Source organism: Fulvimonas soli, assembly GCF_003148905.1.
In the GTDB taxonomy this organism is placed as follows: Bacteria; Pseudomonadota; Gammaproteobacteria; order Xanthomonadales; family Rhodanobacteraceae; genus Fulvimonas; species Fulvimonas soli.
This window is the reverse complement of record NZ_QGHC01000002.1, coordinates 62,721-88,787: the sequence shown is the minus strand read 5'-3', so window position 1 is coordinate 88,787 and position 26,067 is coordinate 62,721. Positions and strand designations below refer to the sequence as shown.

Genomic DNA, 26,067 nt, shown 5'->3' with positions numbered 1-26,067 from the left:
CCGCCCTTCCGCGGCGGCTGGACGCTGTCCCGCGGGCATGCTCCGATAGGCGCCGGCCGATCGAAGGGAGCGCGCGGATGAATCTGGATGCCGGTCTGATGCTGTCGTGCATGCTCGGCATCGGCTTCCTCGCGCAATGGCTGGCCTGGCGGCTGCGGCTGCCGGCGATCCTGTTCCTGCTGCTGGCCGGCCTGCTGCTCGGTCCCGTCGCCGGCGCGCTGGCGCCCGACCGGCTGCTCGGGCCGCTGCTGTTCCCGCTGGTTTCGCTGGCGGTGGCGGTGATCCTGTTCGAGGGCAGCCTGAACCTGCGCTTCGACGAGCTGCCCGGCATCGGCGGCGCGGTGCGCGGGCTGGTGAGCTACGGCGCGATCCTCGCCGTGCTGCTGCTGGCGGCGGCGGCGCACTACCTGGCCGGGCTGGGCTGGGAGGTATCGCTGCTGTTCGGCGCGCTCACCTGCGTGACCGGGCCGACGGTGATCGCGCCGATGCTGCGCACGGTGCGGCCGAACGCGCGCATCGCCAACACCCTGCGCTGGGAGGGCATCGTCATCGACCCGCTCGGCGCGCTGTTCGCCGTGCTGGCGTACGAGGCGATCGTCTCGCGCCAGCAGGGGCACGCACTGGGCGTGTTCCTCGCGGTGGTGGCCTGCGGCGGCGCGATCGGCCTGCTGGCCGCCGGGCTGCTGGCCTTCCTGCTGCGCCGCCAGATGGTGCCCGAGTACCTGCAGAACTACGCCACGCTGGCGGCCGTGCTGCTGGCGTTCTCCGGCTCCAACGCGCTCACCCACGAGTCGGGCCTGCTGGCGGTCACCGTCATGGGCATCGCGCTGGGCAACGTGCGCGGCGTGCACATCGACGACATCCTCGACTTCAAGGAGCACCTCACCACCCTGCTGGTGTCGGTGCTGTTCATCCTGCTCGCGGCCCGGCTGGAGTGGCCGCTGCCCGGCCGCCTGCTGTGGGCGGGCACGGCGATTTTCCTGTTCGCGCAGTTCCTGGTGCGGCCGCTGACCGTGGCGGTCGCCACGCTGGGCAGCGCGCTCGGCTGGCGCGAGCGCGCGCTGATTGCCTGGGTGGCGCCGCGCGGCATCGTGGCTGCCTCGGTGTCGGCGCTGTTCGCGCTGCGGCTGGAGGCGCTGGGCCTGCCCGGCGCCGAGGCGCTGGTGCCGCTGGTGTTCATCCTGATCGTCGGCACGGTGGTGCTGCAGAGCGCCACCGCGCGCCCGCTGGCGCGCTGGCTGAAGGTGGCCGAGCCCGAGCCGAACGGCGTGCTGGTCTACGGCGCCGACGAGGTGCCGCGCGCGGTCGCGCGCGCGCTCAGCGACGCCGGCGTCCGCACGGTGGTCGCCGACGAACACTGGGACGGCATCCGCCGCGCGCGCATGGACGGTCTGGCCACGTACTACGGGCACCCGGCCACCGCCCATGCCGAGCGGCACCTGGACCTGGCCGGGATCGGCCGGCTGCTGGCGATGTCCACCCACCGCGAGCGCAACGCGCTGGCCTGCGTGCACTACCGCCAGGAGTTCGGGCGGCAGCGGATCTACCTGCTGCAGAACGAGCGGGCGCCGGAGGCCGGCGAGCGCGCGCAATGGGGCGAGCGCCTGCTGGCGCCGCCGCTGTTCGGCGCGGAGATGACGCACGAGGCCTTCGCCGAGCGGCTGGAGCAGGGCTGGCGGATCAAGTCGACGCGGCTCACGCCGGCGTTCGACTGGCCGGGCTTCCTGCAGCAGCATGGCGCGGACACCGTGCTGCTGTTCGGCGTGGAGGAGAGGGGCGCGCTGCGGGTGGCCTCGGTGAAGCGCGAGCTGCAGCCGCAGCCGGGCTGGACGGTGATCGCGCTGGTGCCGCCGGGCGGGGAGCGAGCGAAGAGGAGCGAGTGAAGAGCAGGGCGGCCCATGCTTTTGCCTTCTCTCACTCCTCTCCGTTCTCTTCTCGCCCTTACGCCACGGCGTGGCGCACGAACTGCGCCTCCTCGGTGGAGCCCTTCAGCGCCGTGGTGGACGACTGGCCCTGCTGGATCGCCTGGGTCACCTGGTCGAAGTAGCCGGTGCCCACCTCGCGCTGGTGCTTGACCGCGGTGAAGCCGCGCTCGGCGGCGGCGAACTCCTTTTCCTGCAGCTCCACGAAGGCGCTCATCTGCCGGCGCGCGTAGCCGTAGGCGAGGTCGAACATGCCGTAGTTGAGGCTGTGGAAGCCGGCCAGGGTGATGAACTGGAACTTGTAGCCCATCGCGCCCAGCTCGCGCTGGAACCTGGCGATGGTGGCGTCGTCGAGGTTCTTCTTCCAGTTGAAGCTGGGCGAACAGTTGTAGGCGAGCAGCTTGCCGGGGAACTTCGCGTGGATCGCCTCGGCGAAGCGGCGCGCCTCCTCCAGGTTGGGCTTGCTGGTCTCGCACCAGATCAGGTCGGCGTAGGGCGCGTAGGCCAGGCCGCGGCTGATCGCCTGCTCCAGGCCGGGGCGGGTGCGGAAGAAGCCTTCCACGGTGCGCTCGCCGGTGAGGAACGGCTTGTCGTTGTCGTCGACGTCGGAGGTGAGCAGGTCCGCCGCGTCGGCGTCGGTGCGCGCCACCAGCAGGGTGGGCACGCCGCAGACGTCGGCGGCCAGGCGCGCGGCGGTGAGCTTGTCGATCGCCTCGCGGGTGGGCACCAGCACCTTGCCGCCCATGTGGCCGCACTTCTTCACCGCGGCGAGCTGGTCCTCGAAGTGCACGCCGGCGGCGCCGGCCTCGATCATCGCCTTCATCAGCTCGAAGGCGTTGAGCACGCCGCCGAAGCCGGCCTCGGCGTCGGCCACGATCGGCACCAGCCAGTCGATCTCGTCCCTGCCCTCGGCGTGGTGCAGCTGGTCGGCGCGCAGCAGCGTGTTGTTGATGCGCTTGACCACCTGCGGCACCGAGTTGGCCGGGTACAGCGACTGGTCCGGGTACATCTCGCCGGCCAGGTTGGCGTCGGCGGCGACCTGCCAGCCGGACAGGTAGATCGCCTTCAGGCCCGCCTTCACCTGCTGCATCGCCTGGTTGCCGGTGAGCGCGCCCAGCGCGTTGACGAAATCCTCGCTGTGCAGCGATTTCCACAGCCGCTCGGCGCCGCGGCGGGCCAGCGAGTGCTCCACCGCCACGGTGCCGCGCAGGCGCACCACGTCCTCGGCGGCGTAGTTGCGGCGGATGCCGTGCCAGCGCGGGTTGTTCTTCCAGTCCAGCGCGATCTGTTCGGCGGTGGGGAAGTGGGTGGCGGTCTTCATGGATGTCTCTCCTGGAGCGGGAAGTGAGTGGAGAGGAGCGAGGAGCGAGAGGGAAGCAGGGGCGGGAAGGTTTTTCTCTCGCTCCTCGCTCCTCTCCACTCGCTCCTATAGCCGTGCGTAGGCGGGCAGGGTGAGGAAGTCGCCGAGCTGGTCGGCGTGGGTGAGCTCGGACAGCAGCGCGGCCGCCTGCCCGGCGCGCGCGGCGCCGGGCAGGTCGCTGCCGGACAGGCGGTGCGCATGCGCGGCCAGCGTGCGATCGAACAGGGCGAAGTCGATCGGCGCGTGGTCCGGGAAGTGCAGCTCGCCCCCGGCCGGCGTCCCGCCGGCCGGCTGGTCGGCGTGGTGCAGCCACTGCCACAACTGCGCGCGGGCGATCTCCGCGGTGGCGGCGTCCTCCATCAGGTGGTGGATCGGCACGCAGCCCAGGCCGTCCAGCCAGGCGGCGGTGTAGCGCAGCGCCACCTCGACGTTGTTGTCGAAGCCGGCGCGGGTGATCGTGCCGGCGCAGGGCGCCAGCAGCTGCTCGCGGGTGACGCGCACGTCCTCGCGCAGCACGTCGCGCTGGTTCGGCTCGGGCATGTACTCGTCGAACACCGCGCGGGCCACCGGCACCAGCGCCGGGTGCGCCACCCAGGTGCCGTCGTGGCCGGCCCTGACCTCGCGCAGCTTGTCGGCGCGCACCTTCTCAAGCGCCGCCGCGTTGGCCGCCTCGTCGCCCTTGATCGGGATCTGCGCGGCCATGCCGCCCATGGCGAAGGCGCCGCGGCGGTGACAGGTCTGGATCAGCAGCTCCGAGTAGGCCTTGAGGAAGGGCACCGTCATCTGCACCTGGCCGCGCTCGGGCAGCAGGCGGTCGCGGTGGCCGCGCAGGGTCTTCAGGTAGGAGAAGATGTAGTCCCAGCGGCCGCAGTTGAGGCCCACCGCGCGGCGGCGCAGCGCGTGCAGGATCTCGTCCATCTGGAACGCCGCCGGCAGCGTCTCGATCAGCACGGTGGCCTTCATGCAGCCCACCGGCAGACCCAGCGCGCGCTCGGCGTGCTCCATCACCGCGTCCCACAGCGCGGCCTCCTCCATCGCCTCCAGCTTGGGCAGATAGAAGTACGGGCCCCGGTCGCGCGCGTGCAGCGCGCGGGCGTTGTGGAAGGCGAACAGGCCGAAGTCGAACAGCGCCCCGGCCACCGGCTCGCCGTCCACCGCGAAGTGCTTCTCCGGCAGGTGCCAGCCGCGCGGGCGCACCACCAGCACGGCGGGGTCGGGGTGCACGCGGTAGTGCCTGCCCTCGGGCGAGGTGTATTCGAGCGTGCCGGCCACCGCGTCGCGCAGGTTGACGTGGCCGTCGAGCAGGTTGGCCAGGGTGGGCGTCGAGGCATCCTCGAAGTCGGCCATGAACACCTTGGCGCCGGAGTTGAGCGCGTTGATGACCATCTTGCGCTCGACCGGGCCGGTGATCTCGACGCGGCGGTCGCGCAGCGCGGCCGGGATCGGTGCCACGGTCCACTCCGACTCGCGGATCTCGCGGGTGTCGGCGCGGAAGTCCGGCAGGGCGCCGGCGTCGTAGCGCGCCTGGCGGGCGCGGCGCGCCGCCAGCAGGCGGTGGCGCTCGCCGTCGAAGCGGCGGTGCAGCCCGGCCACGAAGGCCAGCGCCTCCGGCGTGGCGATGGCGGCCCGGGCCGGGCCGAGGGGGCCGTCCAGCATCGGCGGCGGGGCCAGTCTTTCCTGGGGTACGGCCATGGGCGTTCTCCACTGCGGGTTCGCCCCGGAAGCTAGGTCCGGCACCTACATTTGACAAAGAGAATGTTTCAATTATTTCTATTGATATTCTCAAACCATACTTCAAGGTATTGAGTCATGGGCGATAAAGCGCCGGGAAAGAAGCTGAACAAGGGCTCCCGCGGGCGCCGCGCGACGCCACGCAAGGGCGCCCCGGCCGATCCGGCGCGCTTTTACTACAAGGGCAACCGGCTCAAGCAGCTGCGCGCCTTCGTCGGCACGGTGAAGCTGGGCACGCTGAGCCGCGCCGCCGAGGCGCTGTACCTGTCGCAGCCGACGGTGAGCCTGCAACTCAAGGCGCTGGAGCGGGAGCTGGGCGCGACCCTGCTGGAGCGGCGGCGCCGGCGCGTCAACCTCACCGACGCCGGCGAGGCGCTGTACGAGCTGGCGCGGCCGCTGGTCGAGGGCTGGGAGTCGCTGGACCGCGACTTCCAGGCCAGGGTGAAGGGCCTGGCCGCCGGCAAGCTGACCATCGCCGCCGGCACCTCGACCATCCAGTACCTGCTGCCCGACCTGGTGCGCCGCTACCGCGAGCGCCACCCGGCGGTGCAGCTGCAGCTGGCCAACGTCACCGGCAAGGACGGGCTGGCGATGCTGCGCGCGGACGAGGCCGACTTCGCGGTGGGCTCGATGCTGGACGTGCCCAACGACATCGCCTGGGCGCCGGTCCACCACTTCGACCCCATGCTGATCATGCCGCCGGACCACCCGCTGGCGCGGAAGGACGACGTGACGCTGCAGGATCTCTCGCCCTACGGCCTGATCCTGCCGCCGCAGCGCCTGTCCACCTACCGGCTGGTCGACCTGGTGTTCCAGCGCGCGCAGGTGCCCTACCGGGTGGCGATCGAGGTGGGCGGCTGGGACGTGATCAAGGAATACGTGGCGATGGGCCTGGGCATCTCCATCGTCACCGGCATCTGCATCACCGAGGCCGACCGCGCGCGGCTGGCCGTGCGCAACATGCGCAAGTACTTCCCGCAGCGCAGCTACGGCGTGGTGATGCGCAAGGGCAAGTTCCTCGACGCCGAGGCGCGCGCCTTCATCGACCTGATCCGCCCGGGGCTGCTGACGCACCGCGACTACGACGAGCCGGGGCATTCGGAGCGTTGAGCGCGCGGCGGCCTCCGGCCGGCCGATGGCCCGGGCGGCACGGCGGCCGTCCGGCGCCATCGTGAGTGACCCGGCGGCTTGCGGGAACGCTGCCGCCGTGAGGGAAACGCGCGGGCGGTGCCGGCCGCATCCACCGCCCGGCCGCAGGCGCTGCAAGCGCCCGTTCCGCCGGGCAATCTCAGCCGCGCTGCTGCAGCGCCAGCCGCAGGCCGAAGCCCAGCAGCGCCGCGCCGCAGGCGCGGTCCATCCACGATCCGATGCGCGGCCGCCGTTGCAGCAGCCGGTGGATGCGCGCGCCAAGCAGCGCCAGCACCAGCGACCAGCCCAGGCCGGTGCCGATGAAGCTCAGCCCCAGCACCAGCAGGCCCAGCTGCGGATGCGGCGCGTGCGGGACGATGAACTGCGGCAGGAAGGCCAGGTAGAACAGCGCCACCTTGGGGTTCAGCACGTTGGTCAGCATGCCCTGGCGGAACGCGGCGGCGAAGCCGCGGCCGCGCGTCTCGGCGGGCACGCGCACGGCCTGCCGCGCGAGCAGCATGCGCAGGCCGATCCACACCAGGTAGGCCGCGCCCAGGTACTTCAGTGCCGAGAACGCCAGCGCCGAGGTCGTCAGGATCGCCGACAGCCCCAGCACCGCGGCCAGCGTGTGCACCACGCAGCCGGCGCTGATGCCCAGCGCGGCGCCCAGGCCCGCGGCGTGCCCCTCGCGGCCGCTGCGCGCGAGGATGTAGAACGTGTCCAGGCCCGGCGTGAGGTTCAGCGCGACGCAGGCGGCGAGGAAGGCGCCGTAGTGCTGGATGCCGTCCATCGGTTCACTCCGTGTCGCGGTGCTTGCCGCGGTAGCCGCGGAACAGCGCGCGGATGCGCGCCATGTCGGCCTCGTGGTCGTCGGTGGCGCGCTGCAGCGGGCCCAGCGTGAAGGTCCTGCTCGGGTAGTCGATGAACACCGGCAGGATCGGCACGCCGGCCTCGCGCGCGATGCGCAGGAAGCCGCTCTTCCAGTGCTGCACCCGCTTGCGCGTGCCCTCGGGGGTGATGCCCAGCCACATCCGCTCGCGCTCGCCGAAGCGCTGCACCATCTGGCCGACCACGTTGAGCGCGGCGCTGCGGTTGATCGGGATCATGCCGATGGGCCGCAGGACCAGCCCCAGCGGGCCGTCCAGCACCTCGCGCTTGATCATGATGTTGACGTCGATGCCCAGGCCGATCTTCATCAGCAGGCCCCACACGCCGTCCCAGTAGGACGAGTGCGGCGCGCCGATGATGATCAGCTTGGGCACGTCGGGCAGGCTCCCGAGCAGGCGCCAGCCGGACAGGCGCAGGATGCCGCGCATCAGCCAGGGCCAGAAGCGGCTGTTGAGGCGGGGCGCCTGCGGCGGCACCGGGGGCAGGATGACTGGGCTCATTCGTGGGTCCACGGGCGCGAACGGTTCTGCTTGAGGCGGCCGCGCTGCTGCTTGCCGGCCAGGCGGCGTTCCTGCGAGGCGCGGGTGGGGCGGGTCGCCACGCGCGGCTTCGGCGCGGCGAGCGCGGCGCGGATCAGTTCGGCCAGGCGCTCGCGCGCGTCCTCGCGGTTGCGCGCCTGGTCGCGGAAGCGGCGCGCCTGGATCACCAGCACGCCCTCGTCGGTGAGGCGGCGGTCGCGCCGCGCCAGCAGCCGCGCGCGCACCGCCTCCGGCAGCGAGGGCGAGCGCGCCACGTCGAAGCGCAGCTCCACCGCGCTCTCGGTGCGGTTGACGTGCTGGCCGCCGGGGCCGTCGGCGCGCAGGAAACGCTCGGTCAGCTCGGTTTCGGGCAGGGCGAGAGTGCGGCTGACGATGAGCATGATGCGCGCAAGTTTAGCCGGTACGGCCCCGCGGGGCTTTCGGCGCGCTCGCCGGCCTTGCCGGCTTGAAGGTCATCCCTGCGCCGGGTCCCGGGTCGGCAGCAGCCAGCCGAAGCGCGCGAGCAGGCCGGCGAAGGCCGCGTCCAGCGGCGCTTCCACGGCGAGCGGGCGGCCGTCGAGCGGATGGTGGAAGGCGATCCGCCAGGCGTGCAGCAGCATGCGGTGGCAGCCGAAGTGCTGCTTGTAGAGCCGGTTGTGGTCGCTGCGGCCGTGCTGGCAGTCGCCGATCACCGGGTGGTGCACGTGCGCCAGGTGCTTGCGGATCTGCCGGAAGCGGCCGGTTTCCGGCTCGGCCAGCACCAGCGCGTAGCGCTGCTGCGGGTAGCGGCCCAGCGCGATCGGCACCTCCGCCGTGGCCAGCCGCCGGTAGCGCGTGTGCGCCTCGCGGCGCGGGCCGGTCGCGCGCGCGCCGGGCAGCGGGTAGTCGATCACGTCCTCGGCCGGCTCCGGCCAGCCGCGCACCACGGCGAGGTACTGCTTGGCGACGCTGCGGCCCATGAACTGCTCGCCCAGGGCGGCGGCGACCTCGGCCGAGCGCGCCGCCAGCAGCACGCCGCTGGTGGCGCGGTCGAGGCGGTGGGCCAGGTGCACGGCGCCGCCGAGCTGCTCGCGCAGCAGGTCGACCAGGAACGCCTCGGCGGGTCCGATCAGCTTCGAGCGGTGCACGGGCAGGCCCGCGGGCTTGTTCACCGCGATCAGGGCGTCGTCCTGGTAGAGGATGTCGATGGGAGCCAAGGCGGTTCTCGCCGGTGCACTGTGCTTGTTCCCTCTCCCCTCCGGGGAGAGGAAGCCGGTGGTCGCAGCGGTGTCGCCCGCGGTCAGCGCCGCGGCCAGGTCCGCGCGAAGGCGAGCAGGCCGGCCGCGCCGGCCAGCAGCGGCAGCCACGCGCCATGCTGCGGCGCCAGCGACCACAGCAGCGCCGCGCCGAGCAGCAGGCTGCCGCCGAGCAGCCCGCCGGCGAGCGTGCGCCGCTGCTGCCGCGCCAGCGCCGACCGCTGCGCGAGCTCGCGCGGGTCGGCCAGCGCGCGCCGCTCGCCGCGCGCGGCCTGGCGCAGCGCGTCGCGCACCAGCTCGGGGAACTGCGGCGCGGCGTGGAACCACTCCGGCAGGCGCCTGCGGATCTCCTTCAGCGTGCGGCGCGCGCTGTAGCGCTCGCGCAGGATGCGTTCGAGCACCGGGTGCGCCACCGCCCAGATGTCGATGTCCGGGTCGAGCAGGCGGCCCACGCCCTCGATGTTGAGCAGGGTCTTCTGCAGCAGGATCAGCTGCGGCTGCAGGGTCAGCTCGAAGCGGCGCGCGGTCTGGAACAGCTTGACCACCAGCTCGGCCAGCGAGATCTGCGACAGCGGGCGGGTGAAGTAGGGCTCGCACACCGTGCGCACCGCCGCCTCCAGCTCGTCCAGGCGCACGGTGTCCGGCATCCAGCCGGCGTCCACGTGCAGCCGCGCGATGCGCGCGTAGTCGCGCTCGAACAGCGCGATGAAGTTCTGCGCCAGCCAGTACTGGTCGGCCTCGGGCAGCGAGCCCATGATGCCGAAGTCCAGCGCGATGAAGCGCGGCTCCTCGCGCCGCGCGAGGTCCACCCAGACGTTGCCGGGGTGCGCGTCGGCGTGGAAGAAGTTGTCGCGGAACACCTGCTCGTAGAACACCCGCACGCCCTTGGCGGCGAGCTTCCTGCGGTCGATGCCGGCGGCGTCGATCGCGGCCAGGTCGTCGCTGCTCGCCCCGCGCACGCGCTCGAGGGTGAGCACGCGGCCGGTGGTGAGCTCCCAGTGCACCTCGGGCACGTACAGGTCCACGCCGCTGGCGAAGTTGCGCCGGAGCAGGCTGGCGCTGGCGCCCTCGCGCTGCAGGTCCAGCTCGTTCTCCAGCATCTTCTCGACCTCGGCAACGACGTCGAGCGGGCGGATCTTGTCGGCGTTGGGGTGCCAGCGCTGCGCCAGCCCGCCGAGCGAGCGCAGCAGCGCCACGTCGCGCGCGATCTGCGCCTGGATGCCGGGGCGCAGCACCTTCACCACCACCTCGCGGCCGTCGCGCAGCGTGGCGGCGTGCACCTGCGCGATCGAGGCGGAGGCGAGCGCGGTCTCGTCGAAGGCGGCGTAGAGCGTTTCGACCGGCGCCTTCAGCTCGCGCTCGACGATGGCGCGCGCCTCGGCACCGGGGAACGGCGGCACCTGGTCCTGCAGCAGCGACAGCTCGTCGGCGACGTCGGCGGGGATCAGGTCGCGGCGGGTGGACAGCACCTGGCCGGCCTTGACGAAGATCGGCCCCAGTTCGGTGAGCGCGCCGCGCAGCCGCGCGCCGCGCGACAGCTGCGCCACGCCGGGGCGCGCGCGCGCCAGCAGCGGGCGCAGCAGCTTGAGCGGGCGGTACAGGTGCGCCGCGTCGACCAGCTCGTCCAGCCGCCAGGCCAGCAGCACCGAGGCGACGCGCAGCACGCCCGGGACCACCTTCAGCGGCGTCACGCGGCCGCCCCCTTCAGCCGCGCCTCGAGGCGGGCCAGGCGCGCTTCCAGCCGCTCGCTGCGTTCGCGCAGGGCGTCCACGCCGTCGAGGAAGTCGTCCACCTCGCCGCGCGGCACGGCCAGGCGCGCCTCGTCGCGCAGCCAGTCGGCGGCGTCTTCGGACAGGTGCGCGGCGCCGTCGCGCGCGTGCGCCAGCGCCGCGCGCACGGCGCGCGCCAGCGGCACGCCGAGCACGTCGCCGAACGTGCGCGCGAAGGCTTCCTCGAAGTCCGGCGCGAACTTCGCGGCGAGCTTCTCCAGGCGGCGGGCGAGATCGGCGTCGCCGGCGATCTCCACCCGGCCCGGCGCCGCGCCTTCCTCGTCGCGGCGCAGCGCCATCGCCAGCAGGCTGCCGGGGGTGGCGGCCACGCGCAGCTGGCTGTCGTCCCGTGGCGGGCCGACGCGCAGGCGTCCCTCGGCCACGGTCACCGCCAGCGCGAGCTCCGGGCCGCGCAGGTGGAGCTGCACGCTGCGGCCGTCCAGCGCGGCGAGCTTCCGCTGCGTGTCGGGGTCGAGCGACAGCGCGTGGTTCAGCGCGCTTTCCAGCGCGCGGCCGGCGAGCCGGCGCAGCGGCAGGGGCAGCCAGGCGTTCGGGGCGGGGGTGTTCATCCGGCGATTGTAGCGGGGCGGGCGGGAGGGGCGCGGCCATCGCGGCCGGAGGCCGCTCCCCCAGGTTCACGGCAGGACCGTGGGAGCGGCCTCCGGCCGCGATTCAATCGGCCGCGCCGGGAAAGCCCAGCTGCCGCCACGCCTCGTACACCGCCACGGCGACGCTGTTGGAGAGGTTGAGGCTGCGGCTGTCCGGGCGCATCGGCAGGCGCAGGCGGCGCCCGGGCGGGATCGCCTCCAGCACCTCGGCGGGCAGGCCGGCGGTCTCGCAGCCGAACAGCAGCGCGTCGCCCTCGGCGTAGGCCGCGTCCACGTGGCGCACGCGGCCGCGGGTGGAGAAGGCGAACACGCGCGGGTGGCCGAGCGCGGCCAGGCAGGCGTCGAGGTCGTCGTGCACGGCGATGCGGGCGTACTCGTGGTAGTCCAGGCCCGCGCGGCGCAGCCGGGCGTCGTCCAGCGCGAAGCCGAGCGGGCGGATCAGGTGCAGCGCCGCGCCGGTGTTGGCGCACAGGCGGATCGCGTTGCCGGTGTTGGGCGGGATCTCGGGGCGGAACAGGATGACGTGCAGCATCGGCCGATTATCGGCCGGATGGGGGCGCCGTAGCGATCATTCCGGCGCTGCGCCTCGCGGCCGGAGGCCGCTCCCACCGGAGGCGCTCCCACGGGATCAGCCGGGCAGGCGCGGGCACATCACGCCGTCGGCCGGCAGCGCGCAGGTGCTCGGCGCGGCCAGCAGCGCCGTGCCGAGGCTGCCGCCGCTGGCCAGCCGCATCGAGTGCGCGGGGTCGCCGAGCATCGCGCCGAGGATCAGGCCGCAGACCACCAGGCAGGCGGTGAACAGGCCGCCGAGCAGGTAGCTTTCGAGTTTCATCGTCGTCTCCGGGTGCCGGGTCAGGCGGCGTGCGCGGTCGCGCCCTGGCCGGCCAGCTGCACCGGCTGGGTCGGGGTGTGCAGCATCGCGCCGAGGGTCAGCGCGCAGGCCAGCAGGCAGGCGGCGAACAGGCTGCGCAGCAGATAGGTCTCGAGTTTCATGGCATGTCTCCGATGGAGAAGTGGTGTCCCTGCATGACGACTATCGCAAGCCGCGTGCCAGCCTTTCAGTGGCAGATAAACCCTTGATCCCTTGACAGTTGTCAGCCGCGACGCGGCGGCGCGAAGGTGTCCGCGGACAGCCGCCGCGCGCGCCGGACAGTCGCGCGGACAGTGTCCGCGCGTGCCAAAGGTTGGGTTTGCGGCCGCCTGGAGCGCGGGCTAGCCTCGCCGGGTTCATCCGCGCAAGGAGGTTCGCCATGAGGAAGAAGCCGCTGGCCCTGCTCGCCGCCAGCCTGTGTTCGTTCGCCTTCGGCGCCGCGCCGTCGCTGGCCGCCCCGGCGCCGGCCGCCGCGCCGTCGATCCCCGAGCTGGCCTACCAGCGCTTCGTGCTGCCCAACGGCCTGACCGTGGTGGTGCACGAGGACCACAAGGCGCCGGTGGTGGCGGTGAGCGTGTGGTACCACGTGGGCTCCTCCTACGAGCCGGCCGGCAAGACCGGCTTCGCGCACCTGTTCGAGCACCTGATGTTCCAGGGCTCGGAGAACCACAAGGACGAGTACTTCAAGCCGTTCGAGCTGGCCGGCGCCACCGACATGAACGGCACCACCTGGCTGGACCGCACCAACTACTTCGAGACGGTGCCCACCACCGCGCTGGACATGGCGCTGTGGATGGAGTCCGACCGCATGGGCCACCTGCTCGGCGCGATCGGCCAGGCGCAGCTGGACGAGCAGCGCGGCGTGGTGCAGAACGAGAAGCGCCAGGACGAGAACCAGCCCTACGGCCGGGTGGGCGAGCTGATCCAGGCCGAGGCCTTCCCGGCCAACCATCCCTACCACCACGACACCATCGGCTCGATGGCCGACCTGAACGCCGCGTCGCTCGCCGACGTGAAGCAGTGGTTCCGCGACTACTACGGCGCCGCCAACACGGTGGTGGTGCTCGCCGGCGACGTCACGCCGGCGCAGGCGAGGGAGAAGATGCTGCGCTACTTCGGCGACATCGCGCCGGGCCCGCGCGTGCCGCGGCCGCAGCCGTGGGTGGCGCCGCGCAGCGAGTCCACCCGCGGCACGATGACCGACAACGTGGCGCAGGTGCGCATCTACCGCGAGTGGAACGTGCCCTCGCGCACCGACGCCGAGCTCAACCAGCTGCAGCTGGCCGCCGCGGTGCTGGGCGGCGGCAAGACCTCGCGGCTGTACCAGCGGCTGGTGTACCGGGACAGGCTCGCCGACGACGTCTCGGTGGACATCGAGCAGCACGTGCTGGCCAGCCTGTTCCAGCTGCAGGTGGACGTGAAGAAGGGCGTCGACCCGGCCCGGGTCGAGGCGGCGGTCGCCGAGGAGTGGGCCAGGTTCCTCAAGGACGGCCCCAGCGCCGACGAGCTGGAGCGCGAGAAGACCACCGTGCGCGCCGCCTTCGTGCGCGGGCTGGAGAAGGTCAACACGCAGGCCTCCATCCTCGCCGAGGGCCAGCTCTACCAGGGCGACCCGGGCGCGTACCTGAAGGACTTCCGGGGGCTGATGGCCGCCACGCCGGCCAGCGTGAAGGCCGCCGCGAACCAGTGGATCGCGCGCGGCGACTACACGCTCACCGTCGTTCCCGGCAAGGTCGAGGCGCAGGACCTGGCCAGCAGCGCCGGCCGTCCCGCCGCGCCGGGCAAGCCCGCGCCGGTGCTCTCGCCCGCGGGCGACTTCCGCACGGTGAAGAGCGGGGTCGACCGCGGCCAGGGCGTGCCGGCGGTGACGCGCTTCCCCGACCTGAGCTTCCCGTCGCTGCAGCACGGCAGGCTCGCCAACGGCATCCCGGTGGTGCTGGCCGAGCGCCACACGGTGCCGGCGGTGCAGCTGCAGCTGCTGTTCGACGCCGGCTACGCCGCCGACCAGGGCCGCAAGCTGGGCACCTCCAGCTTCACCATGGCCATGCTCGACGAGGGCACCGCGCGGCTGGACTCGGTGGAGATCGCCAAGCGCAAGCAGCGCCTGGGCGCGGCGATCGCCTCCGGCTGCGGGCTGGACCACTGCAACGTCTCGCTCAACGCGCTGGACGACAAGCTGGCGCCCTCGCTGGACCTGTTCGCCGACATCGTGCGCAACCCGGCCCTGCGCGACGCCGACGTGGCGCGCGTGCGCGGCCAGTGGCTGGCCGGCATCGCGCAGGAGAAGAGCCAGCCGGTGGGCATCGCGCTGCGCACGCTGCCGCCGCTGCTGTACGGCAAGGGCCACGCCTACGCGATCCCGTTCACCGGCTCGGGCACCGAGGCGTCGATCAAGGCGCTCGGCACCGAGGACATGCGCGCCTTCCTGCGCGACTACATCCGGCCGGACAACGCGAAGATCCTGGTCGCCGGCGACACCACGCTGGCGGCGATCATCCCGCAGCTCGACCGCGTGTTCGGCGACTGGAAGGCGCCGGCCGGCAAGGTGCCGGCGAAGAACCTCGCCGAGGTGGCGCCGCCCGGGGCCGCGCGCGTGTTCCTGGTCGACCGCCCCGGGGCGCAGCAGAGCCTGATCCTGGCCGGCAGCCTGGCGCCCTCCACGCGGGCCGCCAACGACGTCGAGATCCAGACCATGAACGGCGCCTTCGGCGGCACCTTCACCTCGCGCCTGAACATGAACCTGCGCGAGGACAAGCACTGGGCCTACGGCGCCTTCAGCTTCCTGCGCGACGCGCAGGGCCAGCGCCCGTTCCTGCTGTACGCGCCGGTGCAGACCGACAAGACCGCGCCGTCGGCGGCCGAGATCCTCAAGGAGAGCCGCGCGGTGGTGGGCGACCGGCCGCTCACCGCCGAGGAGATCGCCAAGATCAAGGTCGGCGACGTGCGCTCCATGCCGGGCCGCTACCAGACCACCTCGGCGGTGATGGGCGCGCTGCAGGACATCGCCCTGTACGACCGCCCCGACGACTACGTGCAGACCCTGAAGGCGCGCATCGACGCGCAGAAGGACGCCGACGTGGAGGCCGCGGCGAAGGAGCTGATCCACCCGGACCGCTTCACCTGGGTGATCGTCGGCGACCTCAGGCAGATCGAGGCGCCGGTGCGCGCGCTCAAGCTGGGCGAGGTGCAGGTGCTCGACGCCGACGGCAACCCGGCGCCGGCCAGGTAAGCCGGCGTTCGGCGACGCGCGCGCCGCGGCGCGCTAGGATGAAGGCCGGGCGCGTGCCCGGCCTTCTCCGTTTCCAGCCATCGTGGAGCCTTCCATGCGCAAGACCCTGCTGCTGCTCGCCCCCGCCGCGCTGCTCGGCGCCTGCACCTGGGGCATCACCCTCGACGACGGCGGCAAGCAGGTGCGCACGGCCTGGAGCGGCGACGTGTCCTCCTGCCGCGAGCTGGGCAAGGTCACCGTCTCGGTGATGGACCACGTCGGCCCGGTCGACCGCAACGACATCAAGGTGCGCGACGAGCTGGAGGTGATGGCGCGCAACGAGGCGGCCAAGATGCACGCCGACACCATCAAGCCGCTGGCCGAGCCCAGCGACGGCTCGCAGCCGTGGGGCGCCTACCAGTGCGGCGCGGCGGCGCCGGCGTCCGCCGCGCCGGCCGGCAGCGCGGCCCCCGCGGCCCCGGCCGGCGGCGCGCAGACCTACCCGATCAAGGGCGGCTGAGCGGCGCTCGCCGCGCATGAAAAAAGGCGCCGCGATGCGGCGCCTTTGCCGTTGCGGCGGGCGCTGCCCTACAGGTGCCCGCTGGCCAGCTCGTCGGCCAGCCGCGGCAGCTTGTAGACCTTGCGCACCGCCTCCACCAGCGCGGCGGTGTCCACCGCGACCGCGCGGTTCACGCTGCCGTCGAAGACGAAGTTGCCGCCCAGCGAGTGGATGTTGCCGTCGAAGATCAGGCCCACCGCGCGGCCCTCGCGGTCGATCACCGGGCTGCCGGAGTTGCCGCCGATGATGTCGTTGTCGGTGACGAAGTTCATCGGCGTGGACGGGTCGAGCGCGTCCTTGGCCGCGAGCCAGCTCTCCGGCAGCTTGAACGGGTCGGCGCCGGTGGCGCGCCGGTACAGGCCGGCGAAGTCGGTGAACGGCGGCACGTCCTCGCCCTTCTCCTTCCAGCCGGCCACCTTGCCGTAGGACAGGCGCGGGGTGAAGGTGGCGTCCGGGTAGCTGGAAGCGCCGTCGCGCGCGAAGCGCGCCTGGGCGATCGCCTCGCCGGCCTTCTTGGTGGGCGCCTCCACCTCGTCCTCGTACTGCTTGCGGATGCGCGTGGCGACGGGCTCGATCCTGCGCGCCAGCGCGATCATCGGGTCGTCGGAGGCGGCGATCGCCTTGGCGCCGCCGTCCCACAGCCGCTTGCGCACCGCCGGGTCGGCCAGCCTGGTGCCGGCGACCAGCTGCTGCGCCAGCTGGTCGGGCGACTGCCTGCCCAGCGTCTCGCGCACGAACGGGTCGTCGGCGCCGAGGATCTGCCGCATCTTCTCCATCGACCAGGCCATCATGGTGCGCTCGAACGCGGGGTACACCGGCACGTTCGCCTCCAGCGACTGCTCCACCGCCGGCAGGTTGGCCTCGCGGAACGTCGGCAGGCGCTCGGCGTCGGGCTTGGCGCGCTGGTCGGCGCCGCGCACCAGGGTGAGCGCGTCGGCGAACAGCTGGGTGCCGACGCCGAAGCCGCGGCCGCCGGCGATCATCGTGTAGCGGTCGCGCAGCTCCTTGCCGCGCCGCTGGGCCTGCTCCAGCTCGGCCCACGGGTCGCCGTATTTGGCGCGGCGGGCCGGGTCGGCGGCGATCCAGTCGCGCAGCGCGGCGTCGTCCTTCTGCTTGCGGCGGATGAAGTCCTCGTCGGCCAGCGTCTGCAGCCAGCCCTTGTAGACCTTCAGCGAGTTGTCGATGCCGAACAGCAGGTCCTGCGCTTCCTTGGCCTGCTGCGCGCCGGCGCGGCTGTACTGCCACAGCACGCCGCGCAGGTCGGACAGGTAGCCGTAGGTGGGGATCAGCGAGCCATCGCGCATCGCCGCCAGCTGCGTCCACGGCGTCTCGCGCTGGGTGGAGCCGGGGTTGCCGACCACGAAGGTCAGGTCGCCGGCCTTCGGTCCCTGCGTGTTGAACTTCAGGAACTGCGGCGTCCTGGCCGGCTTGCCGTCCTGGTAGGCACGGAAGAAGGTGACGTCCAGGTCGTAGCGCGGGAAGTTGAAATTGTCCGGGTCGCCGCCGAAGAAGGCGATGCTCTGCTCGGGCGCGAACACCAGCCGCACGTCCTGGTAGCGGCGGTACTTGTACAGCGCGTAGCGGCCGCCGTGGTACAGCGTGACCACGTCGCAGCGCCAGGTCCTGGCGTCGCCGCCGACGCAGGACTGCTCGAGCTGGCTGCTCACCGCGCGCTCGGCCTTGATGCGCTCGGCGCCGCTCCTGCCGGCGGTGGCGGCGTTCACCCGCGCGGTGACGTCGGTGATCGAGTCGAGCTGGTTCAGCTCCACGTCGGGGCACTTGGGCTCGTCCTCCTGCTTGCGCGCGAGGTAGCCGTCGGCCATGTAGTTCTGCCCGCCCCTGGACAGCTGCGACAGGCAGGTGTTGGCGCAGTGGTGGTTGGTCATCACCAGGCCGTCGGCGGAGACGAAGGAGCCGGAGCAGCCCTCGGCCAGGCGCAGCGCGGCGTGCTGCACCAGGTCGATCCACTGCGGGCTCGGGGTGAAGCCGTAGCGCTGCTGCAGCTGCTGCACCGGCAGGTGGTCCAGCGTCCACATGCCTTCGTCGGCGGCCGCGCCGGCGCTGGCGCCGAGCAGCAGGCCGGCGAGGCTCGCCATCGTCCATCGTTTCATCGCGGGCACTCCATCGGGATGGGCCGGCGCGCGGCGCCGGACAGGGAGGGTTCCCCGCATCGTGGCACCCGCCGGCCGGGCGGGGAAGGTGACTTTCGGCCCAGGCGGCTTGCCGCCGGCGGGCCGCTGGCCTAATATTCACATATTGATATTACATATATGAAATAATGCCGCGGCATCCACCGGCTTCCCGGGACCCGTCATGAGCAGCTTCGAGCCCACCGAACAGCGCCTGGCCTTCACCTGCCGGCAGTACCCGGCCTTTCCCCGCCAGCCGGCGGTGCTGGTGCGGCTGGTCAAGCACATCTACAAGCGCGTGCACGACGACGCCAACGCGCAGCTCAGGCCCTGGGGCATCAACCACGCCGAGTACAACCTGCTGATGATGCTGTACGGCACCGCGGGGTATACGCTCAACCCGTCGCAGCTGGCCGGGGCCGCGGGGGAGAAGTCGGCCAACATCACGCGGCTTGCCGACGGGCTGTGCGACAAGGGGCTCGTCGAGCGCGCCAGCAGCGACGCGGACCGGCGCAAGGTGGCGCTCACGCTGACCAAGGCGGGTGTGGCGATGATCGAGGACTTCCTCCCGGGCATCTGCGCGCTGCTGCAGCGGCAGGCCGCCGCGCTCGCGCCGCGCGAGATGGCGCAGCTGGAGAAGCTGCTGAAGAAGTTCCTCGACGGGCTCGACCGGGGCTGAGGCGATGGCCGCCGTCTCCGACGCCGCCGTGCAGGCCCCGCGCCGGCCCTGGCTGGGCGGGTTCCTCGCCGGCGAGGGGCGCGCGTGGATCTTCGTCGGCAAGACCATGCTGGCGATGTACCTGGGCGCCTGGCTGGCGATGTGGCTGCAGCTGGAGCAGCCGGCCACCACCATGATCACGGTGTCGATCGTGATGCACCCGCACAGCGGCATGGTGCTGGCCAAGAGCTTCTACCGCGCGCTGGGCACGCTGGCGGGCAGCCTGGTGGGGCTGGCCCTGATGGGGCTGTTCCCGCAGCAGCGCGAGCTGTTCCTGCCCAGCCTGTCGCTGTGGGTGGCGCTGTGCGCGGGCGGCGCGATGCGCTACCGCAACTTCATGGCCTACGGCTTCGTGCTGGCCGGCTACACCGCGGCGATCGTGGCGCTGCCGGCGGTGGGCGATCCCTACGGCGTGTTCGACTCGGCGGTGATGCGCGTGAGCGAGGTGCTGCTCGGCATCGCGGTGTCGGCGCTGGTCAGCGAGGTGGTGCTGCCCGAGCGGCTGCGGCCGATCCTGCGGCAGAGCGCGCGCGCCCACTTCACCGGGTTCCTCGCCTTCGTGCGCGGCAGCACCGCCGGCAGCATCCCGCGCGAGGCGATGCAGGACGCGCAGCTGGCCTCGGTGCGCGCGGCGGTGCGGCTGGAGGACCTGCGCGCCTCGGTGATCTTCGAGGACCCGGAGGTGCGCCTGCGCAGCCGCCGCATGCGCCTGCTCAACCAGCGCTACATGGCCGCCGCCACCAGCTTCCAGTCGCTGCACCACCTGATCAACCGCATGCAGCGCGGCGGGCGCGCGGCGGTGGCCGCCGCGCTGATCGCGCTGTACCGCCCGCTCGCCGCCGCGCTCACGCCGCCGGCCGGGCAGGCCGGCGACGGGCTGGACGCGCTGGTGCCGCAGCTGGACGCCTGCGCGCGGGCGCTGCCCGGGCGCGCCGCGGAGCTGCGCGCGGGCCTCGCCGGCGACGGCGAGCGGATGGAGTTCGACACCGGCGCGGCGCTGCTCGCGCGCTTCGTCGGCGAGCTGGCGGACTTCGTCGCCACCGAGCAGGCGCTGCGCACCGGCGCGGCGGTCCGCGGCGGCGTCGAGCGGGTGCATTTCAGCCGCAGCACGGACATGGCCAACGCCGGGCTGGCGGTGCTGCGCACCTTCCTCACCATGCTCGCGCTGAGCGCGTTCTGGCTAGCCAGCGGCTGGGCCTTCGGCGCCAGCGCGATGCTGCTGGCGACCATCTTCAGCGGGCTGATGGCGGCCTCGCCCAACCCGGTCGGCTCGGTGCTGCACACCCTGGCCGGCTACGCGCTGGGCATGCTCGGCGCCGCGGTGACGGTGTTCGGGCTGCTGCCGGGCAGCGACGGCTTCCCCATGCTGGTCGCCGGCACGCTGCCGCTGCTGCTGATCGGCCCGTACCTGTCCACCCGCGACGGCCTGCCGGGCGTCGGCGCGGGCTACACGCTGGGCTTCGTCTACATCCTCGCGCTGAAGAACCCGATGGTCTACGACCCGGAGCACGTCTTCAACGACGCCATCGCCCAGCTCGGCGGCCTGGCGCTGTCGGGCGCCGCCTTCATGCTGCTGCCCGGCCTGGCCGGCACCGGCTGGCAGCGCCGCCGCCAGCTGCGGCAGCTGCGCCGGCTGGTCTGGCTGGCCGGCACCGCGCCGCTGGCCGGGCTGCTGTGGCGCTTCGAGAGCCGCAGCCGCGACCTGCTGCTGCAGGCGGTCACGCACACGCGGCCGGGCAGCGCCGAGTCGCGCACCCTGCTGGCCTGGTCGCTGGCGGTGCAGGAGAGCGGCCGCGCGCTGATCGAGCTGCGCCAGGACCTCGCCGCGGGCGGGCTGGCGCCGGCCGCGCGCGCCGCCGGCGAGGCGGCCGTGCAGGCGGTGGCGGCGCTGTACCGCTGGCCCGACGCCGCGCGCTGGCGCGCCGCCGACCGCGCGGTGGACACTGCCATCGCGCTGGCGCCGCCGCGGCCGCGCAACCACCTGTACCAGCTGCGCAGCGCGCTGCGCGACGACGAGTCGCCGCTGGTCGCCGCGCTGCGCGCCGCTCCTCCGGTGGAGTCCGCCGATGCCGCTTGAGATTGCCTTCCACGGCATGTTGATGCCCGGCCTGCTGCCGGTGTTCGTCGGCTGCCTGGTGCTGATGGTGCTGCTGGACCTCGCGTTCGGTCGGCTCGGGCTGTACCGCCGGGTCTGGCACGCCTCGCTGTTCCGTCTGGCCCTGTTCGTCTGCCTGTTCGGCGCGGCGGGGCTGCTGCTGGTCCGTTGAGTCGCCGCCATGAAAATCGCCTCGCTCCTGCGTTTCCTCCTCACCGCCGCCGTGGTCGCGCTGGCCCTGCTGCTCGGCCGCGCACTGTGGCAGCACTACCTGTATTCGCCGTGGACCCGCGACGGCCGCGTGCGCGCCGACGTGGTGCAGGTGGCGCCGGACGTGTCCGGCCTGGTCAGCCGGGTGGCGGTGCGCGACAACCAGTTCGTGCGCAAGGGCGAGCTGCTGTTCGTGATCGACCAGGCGCGCTTCCGCAACGCGGTGGCGCAGGCCGAGGCCAACCTCGCCGCCGCCGTGGCCGGCGCGCGTGCGGCCGGCGCCAGCATCAGCGCCGCGGCCGCCGGCGCCGCCGCGCGCCGCGCCGAGTACGAGATGTACGCGGCGCAGGCCGAGCGCCGCCAGCGCATCGGCGACGTGATCTCGAAGGAGGCGCGCAACGACGCCGTCGCCGCCGCCAACTCGGCCCGCGCCACCTGGCAGCAGGCGCAGGCCGGCGGCAGCCAGGCCGCGGCGGCGCGGGAGCAGGCCGCGGCGGCGGTGGAGCAGGCGCAGGCCGCGCTCGACCGCGCGCGGCTCGACCTGGCGCGCACCGAGGTGCGCGCGCCGGTGGACGGCTACGTCACCAACCTCGACCTGCGCGTGGGCGACTACGCCGCCGCGGGCGCGGCACGGCTGGCGCTGATCGACAGCCACAGCTACTACATCTATGGCTACTTCGAGGAGACCAAGCTGCCGCAACTGCGCGTGGGCGACGGCGTGGACATCCGGCTGATGGCCGGCGGCGCGCGCCTGAAGGGCACCATCACCGGCATCGCGCGCGGCATCACCGACCGCGACAACCCGGCCGGCAGCGACCTGCTGGCCGACGTCAACCCCACCTTCAACTGGGTGCGGCTGGCGCAGCGCGTGCCGGTGCGCATCGCCATCGACACGGAGCACCTGCCGCGGGACGTGCTGCTCGCCGCCGGCATGACCGCCACCATCGAGGTGCACCCGCACCGCGCCGGCGGCGGCTGAGCGGCGCGGCCGCGATACCATCGCGGCCATGAGCCCGCTCGCCGCCTCCCGCCGCCTCGCCCGCCGCCTGCTGCCGCGACGGCCACCGTCCGGCGCGCGCGCGCCTGCGCCCGCCTTCGCCGTGCCGGCCGCGGCGATCCGCCCGCTGGACGGGCCGGCGCAGTTCCGCCGCACGCTGCTGGAGCGCATCGCGCAGGCGCGGCGGCGCATCGTGCTGGTGGCGCTGTACCTGCAGGACGACGACGGCGGCCGCGAGGTGCTTGATGCGCTGTATGCGGCCAAGGCCGCGCAGCCGGCGCTGCAGGTGGCGGTCTACGTCGACTGGCACCGCGCCCGCCGCGGCCTGATCGGCAAGGCGCGGAGCGAGGGCAACGCGGCGATGTACCGCGACTACGCCGCCCGCCTGGGCGAGGGCATTGCGGTCTACGGCGTGCCGGTGCAGAACCGCGAGCTGTTCGGCGTGCTGCACCTGAAGGGCTTCGTGATCGACGACGCGGTGCTGTACAGCGGCGCCAGCCTCAACGACGTCTACCTCGCCAGGCACGGCCGCTACCGGCTGGACCGCTACCACCTGGTCGAGCACGCGCCGCTGGCCGAGAGCATGGCCGGCTTCGTGCGCGAGCATTTCCGGAACGACGCGGCGGTGCAGCGGCTCGGCCGCGCGCCGCTGCCGTCCACGCGCGAGCTGCAGCCGGCGATCCGCCAGCTGCGCCGGCGCCTGCAGGGCGCGCGTTACCGCGTGCCGGCGGCGGAGCTGGCGGCCGGCGAGGTGGCGGTGACGCCGCTGCTCGGCTTCGGCCGCAACGGCAACGCGCTCAACGACGCGGTGCTCGCGCTGCTGCGCGACGCGCGCGAGCGGGTGGTGCTGTTCACGCCGTACTTCAACCTGCCGCGTCCGGTGCGCGCCGCGCTGGGCCGGCTGCTGCGGCGCGGCTGCACCATCGACATCATGGTCGGCGACAAGACCGCCAACGACTTCTACATCCCGCCGGAGCAGCCGTTCCGCCGCATCGGCCTGCTGCCCTACCTGTACGAGGCCAACCTGCGCCGCTTCGCGCGCGCGCACCAGGCGCACGTCGCGCGCGGCCAGCTCAACCTGTGGCTGTGGCGGCACGGCGAGAACAGCTACCACCTGAAGGGGCTGTTCGTGGACCATGACGTCGCCCTGCTCACCGGCCACAACCTCAACCCCCGCGCGTGGGCGCTGGACCTGGAGAACGGCCTGTTGCTGCGCGACCCGGCCGGCCTGCTCGCCGCGCAGCACGCGGCCGAGTGGCAGGCGCTCCGCCGCCACGCCGTGCGGCTGGACGACTACCGCGCGCTGGAGAGCCCGCGCCGCTACCCGGCGGAAGTGCGCCGGCTGCTGCGCCGGCTGAGCCGGGTGCGGCTGGACCGGCTGATCAACCGGCTGCTGTGAGGGCGGTTGCCGCGAGGATGGGCCCCGGGTTCCCCTCGTCGCCCGGCTTTTCGATGGCGTCGTTCCCGCGCAAGCGGGCATCCATCGTCCGTCGCGCGCAAGAGCCACCTGGATTCCCGCTTGCGCGGGAACGACGGTGTAGGAGAAGTGGATGCCGCGCCCATCGATGCCGTTCCCGTAACGGGTGGCGATGAGGGAAGGATCCGCCAGGCCACGCCGCCGCCACGTGCGCGCCACGCCACGGCCCGCGGCGGCTAGGCGTCCAGGTCCGGGATCAGCTTGCTCTCCAGCCGCGCGATGGCGTCCTTCAGCAGCAGCTTGCGCTTCTTCAGGCGGGTGAGCTGCAGCTCGTCGTAGCCGAACGAGGACGCCAGCTGCGCGATGGCGGTGTCCAGATCGCGGTGCTCCTGGCGCAGCTCGGCCAGGTGGCGGGCGATCTCGGCGGGATTCTGAAGCTGCATGGGCGGTGGCTACAGCGTGGCGAACCCCAAGTCTAGCGCGCCCGGGCCGCGCCGGCGGCGGCGGGCTACAATGCGCGTCCCGCACGCCTTTCCCCGCCCATGTCCGCGCAGCCCGAACCCTCCCGCAAGCAGACCTACGAGGCCGGCAAGCTGGCCAAGCGCCTGCGCCACCAGGTGGGCCAGGCGATCGCCGACTTCCAGATGATCGAGGAAGGCGACAAGGTGATGGTCTGCCTGTCCGGCGGCAAGGACTCCTACACCCTGCTGGACGTCCTGCTCTCGCTCAAGGCCAGCGCGCCGGTGCGCTTCGAGCTGGTCGCGGTGAACCTGGACCAGAAGCAGCCGGGCTTTCCCGCGCACGTGCTGCCGGAATACCTCGCCGCGCGCGGCGTGCCGTTCCACATCATCGAGCAGGACACCTACAGCACGGTGACGCGGGTGATCCCGCAGGGCAAGACCATGTGCAGCCTGTGCTCGCGGCTGCGCCGCGGCGCGCTGTACACCTGGGCGGCGGCCAACGGCGTGACCAAGATCGCGCTGGGCCACCACCGCGACGACATCCTCGCCACCTTCTTCCTCAACCTGTTCCACCAGGCCAGCCTGAAGGCGATGCCGCCCAAGCTGCGCTCGGACGACGGCCGCCACGTGGTGATCCGCCCGCTGGCCTACTGCAGGGAAAGCGACATCGCCGAGTACGCGCGGCTCAGGCAGTTCCCGATCATCCCGTGCAACCTGTGCGGCTCGCAGGAGGACCTGCAGCGCAAGGCGGTGCGCCGGATGCTGGACGAGTGGGAGCGCCAGCACCCCGGCCGCAGCGAGACGATGTTCCGCGCGCTGGGCAACGTGGCGCCCTCGCAGCTGGCCGACCGCCGCCTGTTCGACTTCGCCGCGCTGGGCGCGCGCGCGGGCGCGGCGCGCGCCGACGCGCACGGCTGGCTGGCCGGCGCGCCGCATGGCGACGGGACGTGAGCGCGTCCGGACGTCTATACTTCCATACTTTTCAACCCAAGCGAGCGAGCCTGACCGTGTCCCTGTTTGCGCATGTCGAAATGGCCCCGGGCGATCCGATCCTCGGCCTCACCGAGCAGTACCTGGCCGATCCCCGCCCGAACAAGGTGAACCTCGGCGTGGGCATCTACGTGGACGAGGCGGGCCGGGTGCCGCTGCTGGAGTGCGTGCGCGAGGTGGAGCAGGCGCTGGCGCGCGACCCCAGGCCGCGCGGCTACCTGCCGATCGACGGCCTGCCGGCCTACGACCGCGCCACCCAGAAGCTGCTGTTCGGCGCCGACTCGCCGCTGCTGGCCGCCGGCCGCGTGGCCACCGCGCAGACCATCGGCGGCAGCGGCGCGCTGCGCGTGGGCGCGGACCTGCTCCGGCAGATCCTCGGCCCCGGCGCGAAGGTGGCGATCAGCAGCCCGAGCTGGGGCAACCACCACGTGGTGTTCCGCACCGCCGGCTTCGAGCTGCTCGAATACCGCTACTACGACCCGGCGAGCAAGGGCGTGGACCACGCCGGCCTGCTGGAGGACCTGGGCCGGCTGCAGCCGGGCACGGTGGTGCTGCTGCACGCCTGCTGCCACAACCCCACCGGCGTGGACCTGGACGCCACGCAGTGGCACCAGGTGGTGGCGCTGCTGAAGGAACGCCACCTGCTGCCGTTCGTGGACATCGCCTACCAGGGCTTCGACCGCGGCACCGAGCGCGACGCGCTGGCGATCCGCCTGCTCGGCGAGGCCGGCGTGGACGCCTTCGTGGTGGCCAACTCGTATTCCAAGTCGTTCTCGCTGTACGGCGAGCGGGTGGGCGCGCTGTCCTTCGTCGGCGCCGACCGCGAGGAGGCGGCGCGGCTGCGCTCGCGCATCAAGGCGACCATCCGCGCCAACTATTCCAGCCCCGCCGCGCACGGCGCGCTGCTGGTCGCCGGCGTGCTGGAGAGCGACGAGCTGCGCGCGCGCTGGGAAGGCGAGCTGGGCCAGATGCGCGGGCGCATCCACGCCATGCGCGCCGCGCTGGTGGACAAGCTGGCCGCGCGCGGCGCGCCGCAGTACGGCTTCTTCACCCGGCAGGCGGGCATGTTCTCCTACTCGGGCCTGTCCAGGGCGCAGGTCGAGCGCCTGCGCGAGGAATACGCCATCTACGCGCTCTCCACCGGGCGCATCTGCGTGGCCGCGCTCAACGAGGCCAACATCGACTACGTGGCCGGGGCCGTCGCGGCGGTGAGCAAGGGCTGACGGCGGCATGACGCAAACGAAAAAGGGCGG

24 protein-coding genes are annotated in these 26,067 nt (G+C 72.9%); 11 read left to right on the top strand and 13 right to left on the bottom strand.

All coding sequences use genetic code 11. The annotated features are described in order from the left end of the window. The first annotated feature begins 77 nt into the window (after nucleotides 1–77). Entirely contained in the window at nucleotides 78–1,883 is a 1,806-nt protein-coding gene (locus tag C7456_RS02505; protein WP_109722191.1) for a cation:proton antiporter, read from the top strand. 58 nt (nucleotides 1,884–1,941) lie between these two features. Here the strand turns inward: C7456_RS02505 and aceA are convergent, their stop codons facing one another. Further along, nucleotides 1,942–3,243: an isocitrate lyase gene (aceA, locus tag C7456_RS02500; protein ID WP_109722190.1), complete on the bottom strand. Its 1,302-nt coding sequence runs from the start codon at nucleotides 3,241–3,243 to the stop codon at nucleotides 1,942–1,944. Nucleotides 3,244–3,348: 105 nt separating this feature from the next. Next, complete coding sequence (aceB, locus tag C7456_RS02495; RefSeq protein WP_109722189.1) at nucleotides 3,349–4,974, bottom strand: malate synthase A; 1,626 nt, start codon at nucleotides 4,972–4,974, stop codon at nucleotides 3,349–3,351. 117 nt (nucleotides 4,975–5,091) lie between these two features. Here aceB and C7456_RS02490 point away from each other — a divergent pair, with 117 nt between their 5' ends. Beyond that, nucleotides 5,092–6,123, top strand: a complete 1,032-nt coding sequence (locus tag C7456_RS02490; RefSeq protein WP_109722188.1) for a LysR family transcriptional regulator — start codon at nucleotides 5,092–5,094, stop codon at nucleotides 6,121–6,123. A 178-nt stretch (nucleotides 6,124–6,301) separates the two neighbouring features. On the opposite strand, the gene C7456_RS02485 is transcribed toward C7456_RS02490, so the two are convergent. The 9 genes from C7456_RS02485 to C7456_RS17130 form a co-directional block, all read right to left on the bottom strand. Further along, the gene (locus tag C7456_RS02485; RefSeq protein ID WP_109722187.1) at nucleotides 6,302–6,931 is read right to left on the bottom strand and encodes a LysE family translocator; all 630 of its coding nucleotides are present in this window, start codon (nucleotides 6,929–6,931) and stop codon (nucleotides 6,302–6,304) included. Nucleotides 6,932–6,935: 4 nt separating this feature from the next. Next, on the bottom strand, nucleotides 6,936–7,529 hold the full coding sequence (locus C7456_RS02480; protein WP_109722186.1) for a 1-acyl-sn-glycerol-3-phosphate acyltransferase: 594 nt from the start codon (nucleotides 7,527–7,529) through the stop codon (nucleotides 6,936–6,938). Next, the gene (gene arfB / locus C7456_RS02475) at nucleotides 7,526–7,948 is read right to left on the bottom strand and encodes an alternative ribosome rescue aminoacyl-tRNA hydrolase ArfB (protein ID WP_109722185.1); all 423 of its coding nucleotides are present in this window, start codon (nucleotides 7,946–7,948) and stop codon (nucleotides 7,526–7,528) included. The genes C7456_RS02480 and arfB overlap by 4 nt, the downstream gene beginning before the upstream one ends. 72 nt (nucleotides 7,949–8,020) lie before the next feature. Beyond that, complete coding sequence (locus C7456_RS02470; RefSeq protein ID WP_211306206.1) at nucleotides 8,021–8,743, bottom strand: pseudouridine synthase; 723 nt, start codon at nucleotides 8,741–8,743, stop codon at nucleotides 8,021–8,023. An 83-nt stretch (nucleotides 8,744–8,826) separates the two neighbouring features. Next, a complete protein-coding gene (gene ubiB / locus C7456_RS02465; RefSeq protein ID WP_425454613.1) occupies nucleotides 8,827–10,464 on the bottom strand; it encodes a ubiquinone biosynthesis regulatory protein kinase UbiB in 1,638 nt (545 codons plus the stop codon). A 5-nt stretch (nucleotides 10,465–10,469) separates the two neighbouring features. Next, nucleotides 10,470–11,120: a ubiquinone biosynthesis accessory factor UbiJ gene (locus C7456_RS02460; RefSeq protein WP_109722183.1), complete on the bottom strand. Its 651-nt coding sequence runs from the start codon at nucleotides 11,118–11,120 to the stop codon at nucleotides 10,470–10,472. A gap of 103 nt (nucleotides 11,121–11,223) precedes the next feature. Beyond that, nucleotides 11,224–11,691, bottom strand: coding sequence for a tRNA (cytidine(34)-2'-O)-methyltransferase (locus C7456_RS02455; protein WP_109722182.1), 468 nt, complete (start codon nucleotides 11,689–11,691; stop codon nucleotides 11,224–11,226). A gap of 96 nt (nucleotides 11,692–11,787) precedes the next feature. Continuing rightward, nucleotides 11,788–11,991, bottom strand: a complete 204-nt coding sequence (locus C7456_RS02450; RefSeq protein WP_109722181.1) for a hypothetical protein — start codon at nucleotides 11,989–11,991, stop codon at nucleotides 11,788–11,790. Between the two features lie 20 nt (nucleotides 11,992–12,011). Beyond that, a complete protein-coding gene (locus tag C7456_RS17130; RefSeq protein ID WP_170120155.1) occupies nucleotides 12,012–12,152 on the bottom strand; it encodes a hypothetical protein in 141 nt (46 codons plus the stop codon). 257 nt (nucleotides 12,153–12,409) lie between these two features. Between C7456_RS17130 and C7456_RS02445 the strand changes: the two genes are divergently transcribed. Next, entirely contained in the window at nucleotides 12,410–15,259 is a 2,850-nt protein-coding gene (locus C7456_RS02445) for a M16 family metallopeptidase (RefSeq protein WP_109722180.1), read from the top strand. Nucleotides 15,260–15,353: 94 nt separating this feature from the next. Further along, nucleotides 15,354–15,758 carry a DUF4156 domain-containing protein gene (locus tag C7456_RS02440; RefSeq protein ID WP_109722179.1) on the top strand — a complete coding sequence of 135 codons (405 nt, stop codon included), beginning with the start codon at nucleotides 15,354–15,356 and terminating at the stop codon, nucleotides 15,756–15,758. Nucleotides 15,759–15,826: 68 nt separating this feature from the next. Here C7456_RS02440 and C7456_RS02435 read toward each other — a convergent pair whose 3' ends face one another. Beyond that, the gene (locus C7456_RS02435) at nucleotides 15,827–17,908 is read right to left on the bottom strand and encodes a S46 family peptidase (protein WP_109722178.1); all 2,082 of its coding nucleotides are present in this window, start codon (nucleotides 17,906–17,908) and stop codon (nucleotides 15,827–15,829) included. Between the two features lie 202 nt (nucleotides 17,909–18,110). Here C7456_RS02435 and C7456_RS02430 point away from each other — a divergent pair, with 202 nt between their 5' ends. From C7456_RS02430 to pssA, 5 genes are read left to right on the top strand one after another with little or no spacing between them, the layout of a single operon-like run. Then, complete coding sequence (locus C7456_RS02430; protein WP_109722177.1) at nucleotides 18,111–18,605, top strand: MarR family transcriptional regulator; 495 nt, start codon at nucleotides 18,111–18,113, stop codon at nucleotides 18,603–18,605. A 4-nt stretch (nucleotides 18,606–18,609) separates the two neighbouring features. Beyond that, the gene (locus C7456_RS02425; RefSeq protein WP_109722176.1) at nucleotides 18,610–20,721 is read left to right on the top strand and encodes an FUSC family protein; all 2,112 of its coding nucleotides are present in this window, start codon (nucleotides 18,610–18,612) and stop codon (nucleotides 20,719–20,721) included. Further along, complete coding sequence (locus C7456_RS02420) at nucleotides 20,711–20,911, top strand: DUF1656 domain-containing protein (protein ID WP_109722175.1); 201 nt, start codon at nucleotides 20,711–20,713, stop codon at nucleotides 20,909–20,911. Before C7456_RS02425 ends, C7456_RS02420 begins: the two co-directional genes overlap by 11 nt. Before the next feature lie 9 nt (nucleotides 20,912–20,920). Then, nucleotides 20,921–21,928, top strand: coding sequence for an HlyD family secretion protein (locus C7456_RS02415; RefSeq protein WP_109722174.1), 1,008 nt, complete (start codon nucleotides 20,921–20,923; stop codon nucleotides 21,926–21,928). Between the two features lie 28 nt (nucleotides 21,929–21,956). Continuing rightward, entirely contained in the window at nucleotides 21,957–23,345 is a 1,389-nt protein-coding gene (gene pssA, locus C7456_RS02410) for a CDP-diacylglycerol--serine O-phosphatidyltransferase (RefSeq protein ID WP_109722173.1), read from the top strand. A gap of 254 nt (nucleotides 23,346–23,599) precedes the next feature. Here pssA and C7456_RS02405 read toward each other — a convergent pair whose 3' ends face one another. Beyond that, entirely contained in the window at nucleotides 23,600–23,806 is a 207-nt protein-coding gene (locus tag C7456_RS02405; protein WP_109722172.1) for a YdcH family protein, read from the bottom strand. A 99-nt stretch (nucleotides 23,807–23,905) separates the two neighbouring features. Between C7456_RS02405 and ttcA the strand changes: the two genes are divergently transcribed. Both ttcA and C7456_RS02395 read left to right on the top strand, forming a co-directional pair. Further along, nucleotides 23,906–24,775 (top strand): tRNA 2-thiocytidine(32) synthetase TtcA, encoded by an 870-nt coding sequence (gene ttcA, locus C7456_RS02400; RefSeq protein ID WP_109722171.1) that lies wholly within the window; start codon nucleotides 23,906–23,908, stop codon nucleotides 24,773–24,775. A 56-nt stretch (nucleotides 24,776–24,831) separates the two neighbouring features. Then, nucleotides 24,832–26,037 carry an amino acid aminotransferase gene (locus C7456_RS02395; RefSeq protein WP_109722170.1) on the top strand — a complete coding sequence of 402 codons (1,206 nt, stop codon included), beginning with the start codon at nucleotides 24,832–24,834 and terminating at the stop codon, nucleotides 26,035–26,037. Nucleotides 26,038–26,067 lie beyond the last annotated feature (30 nt).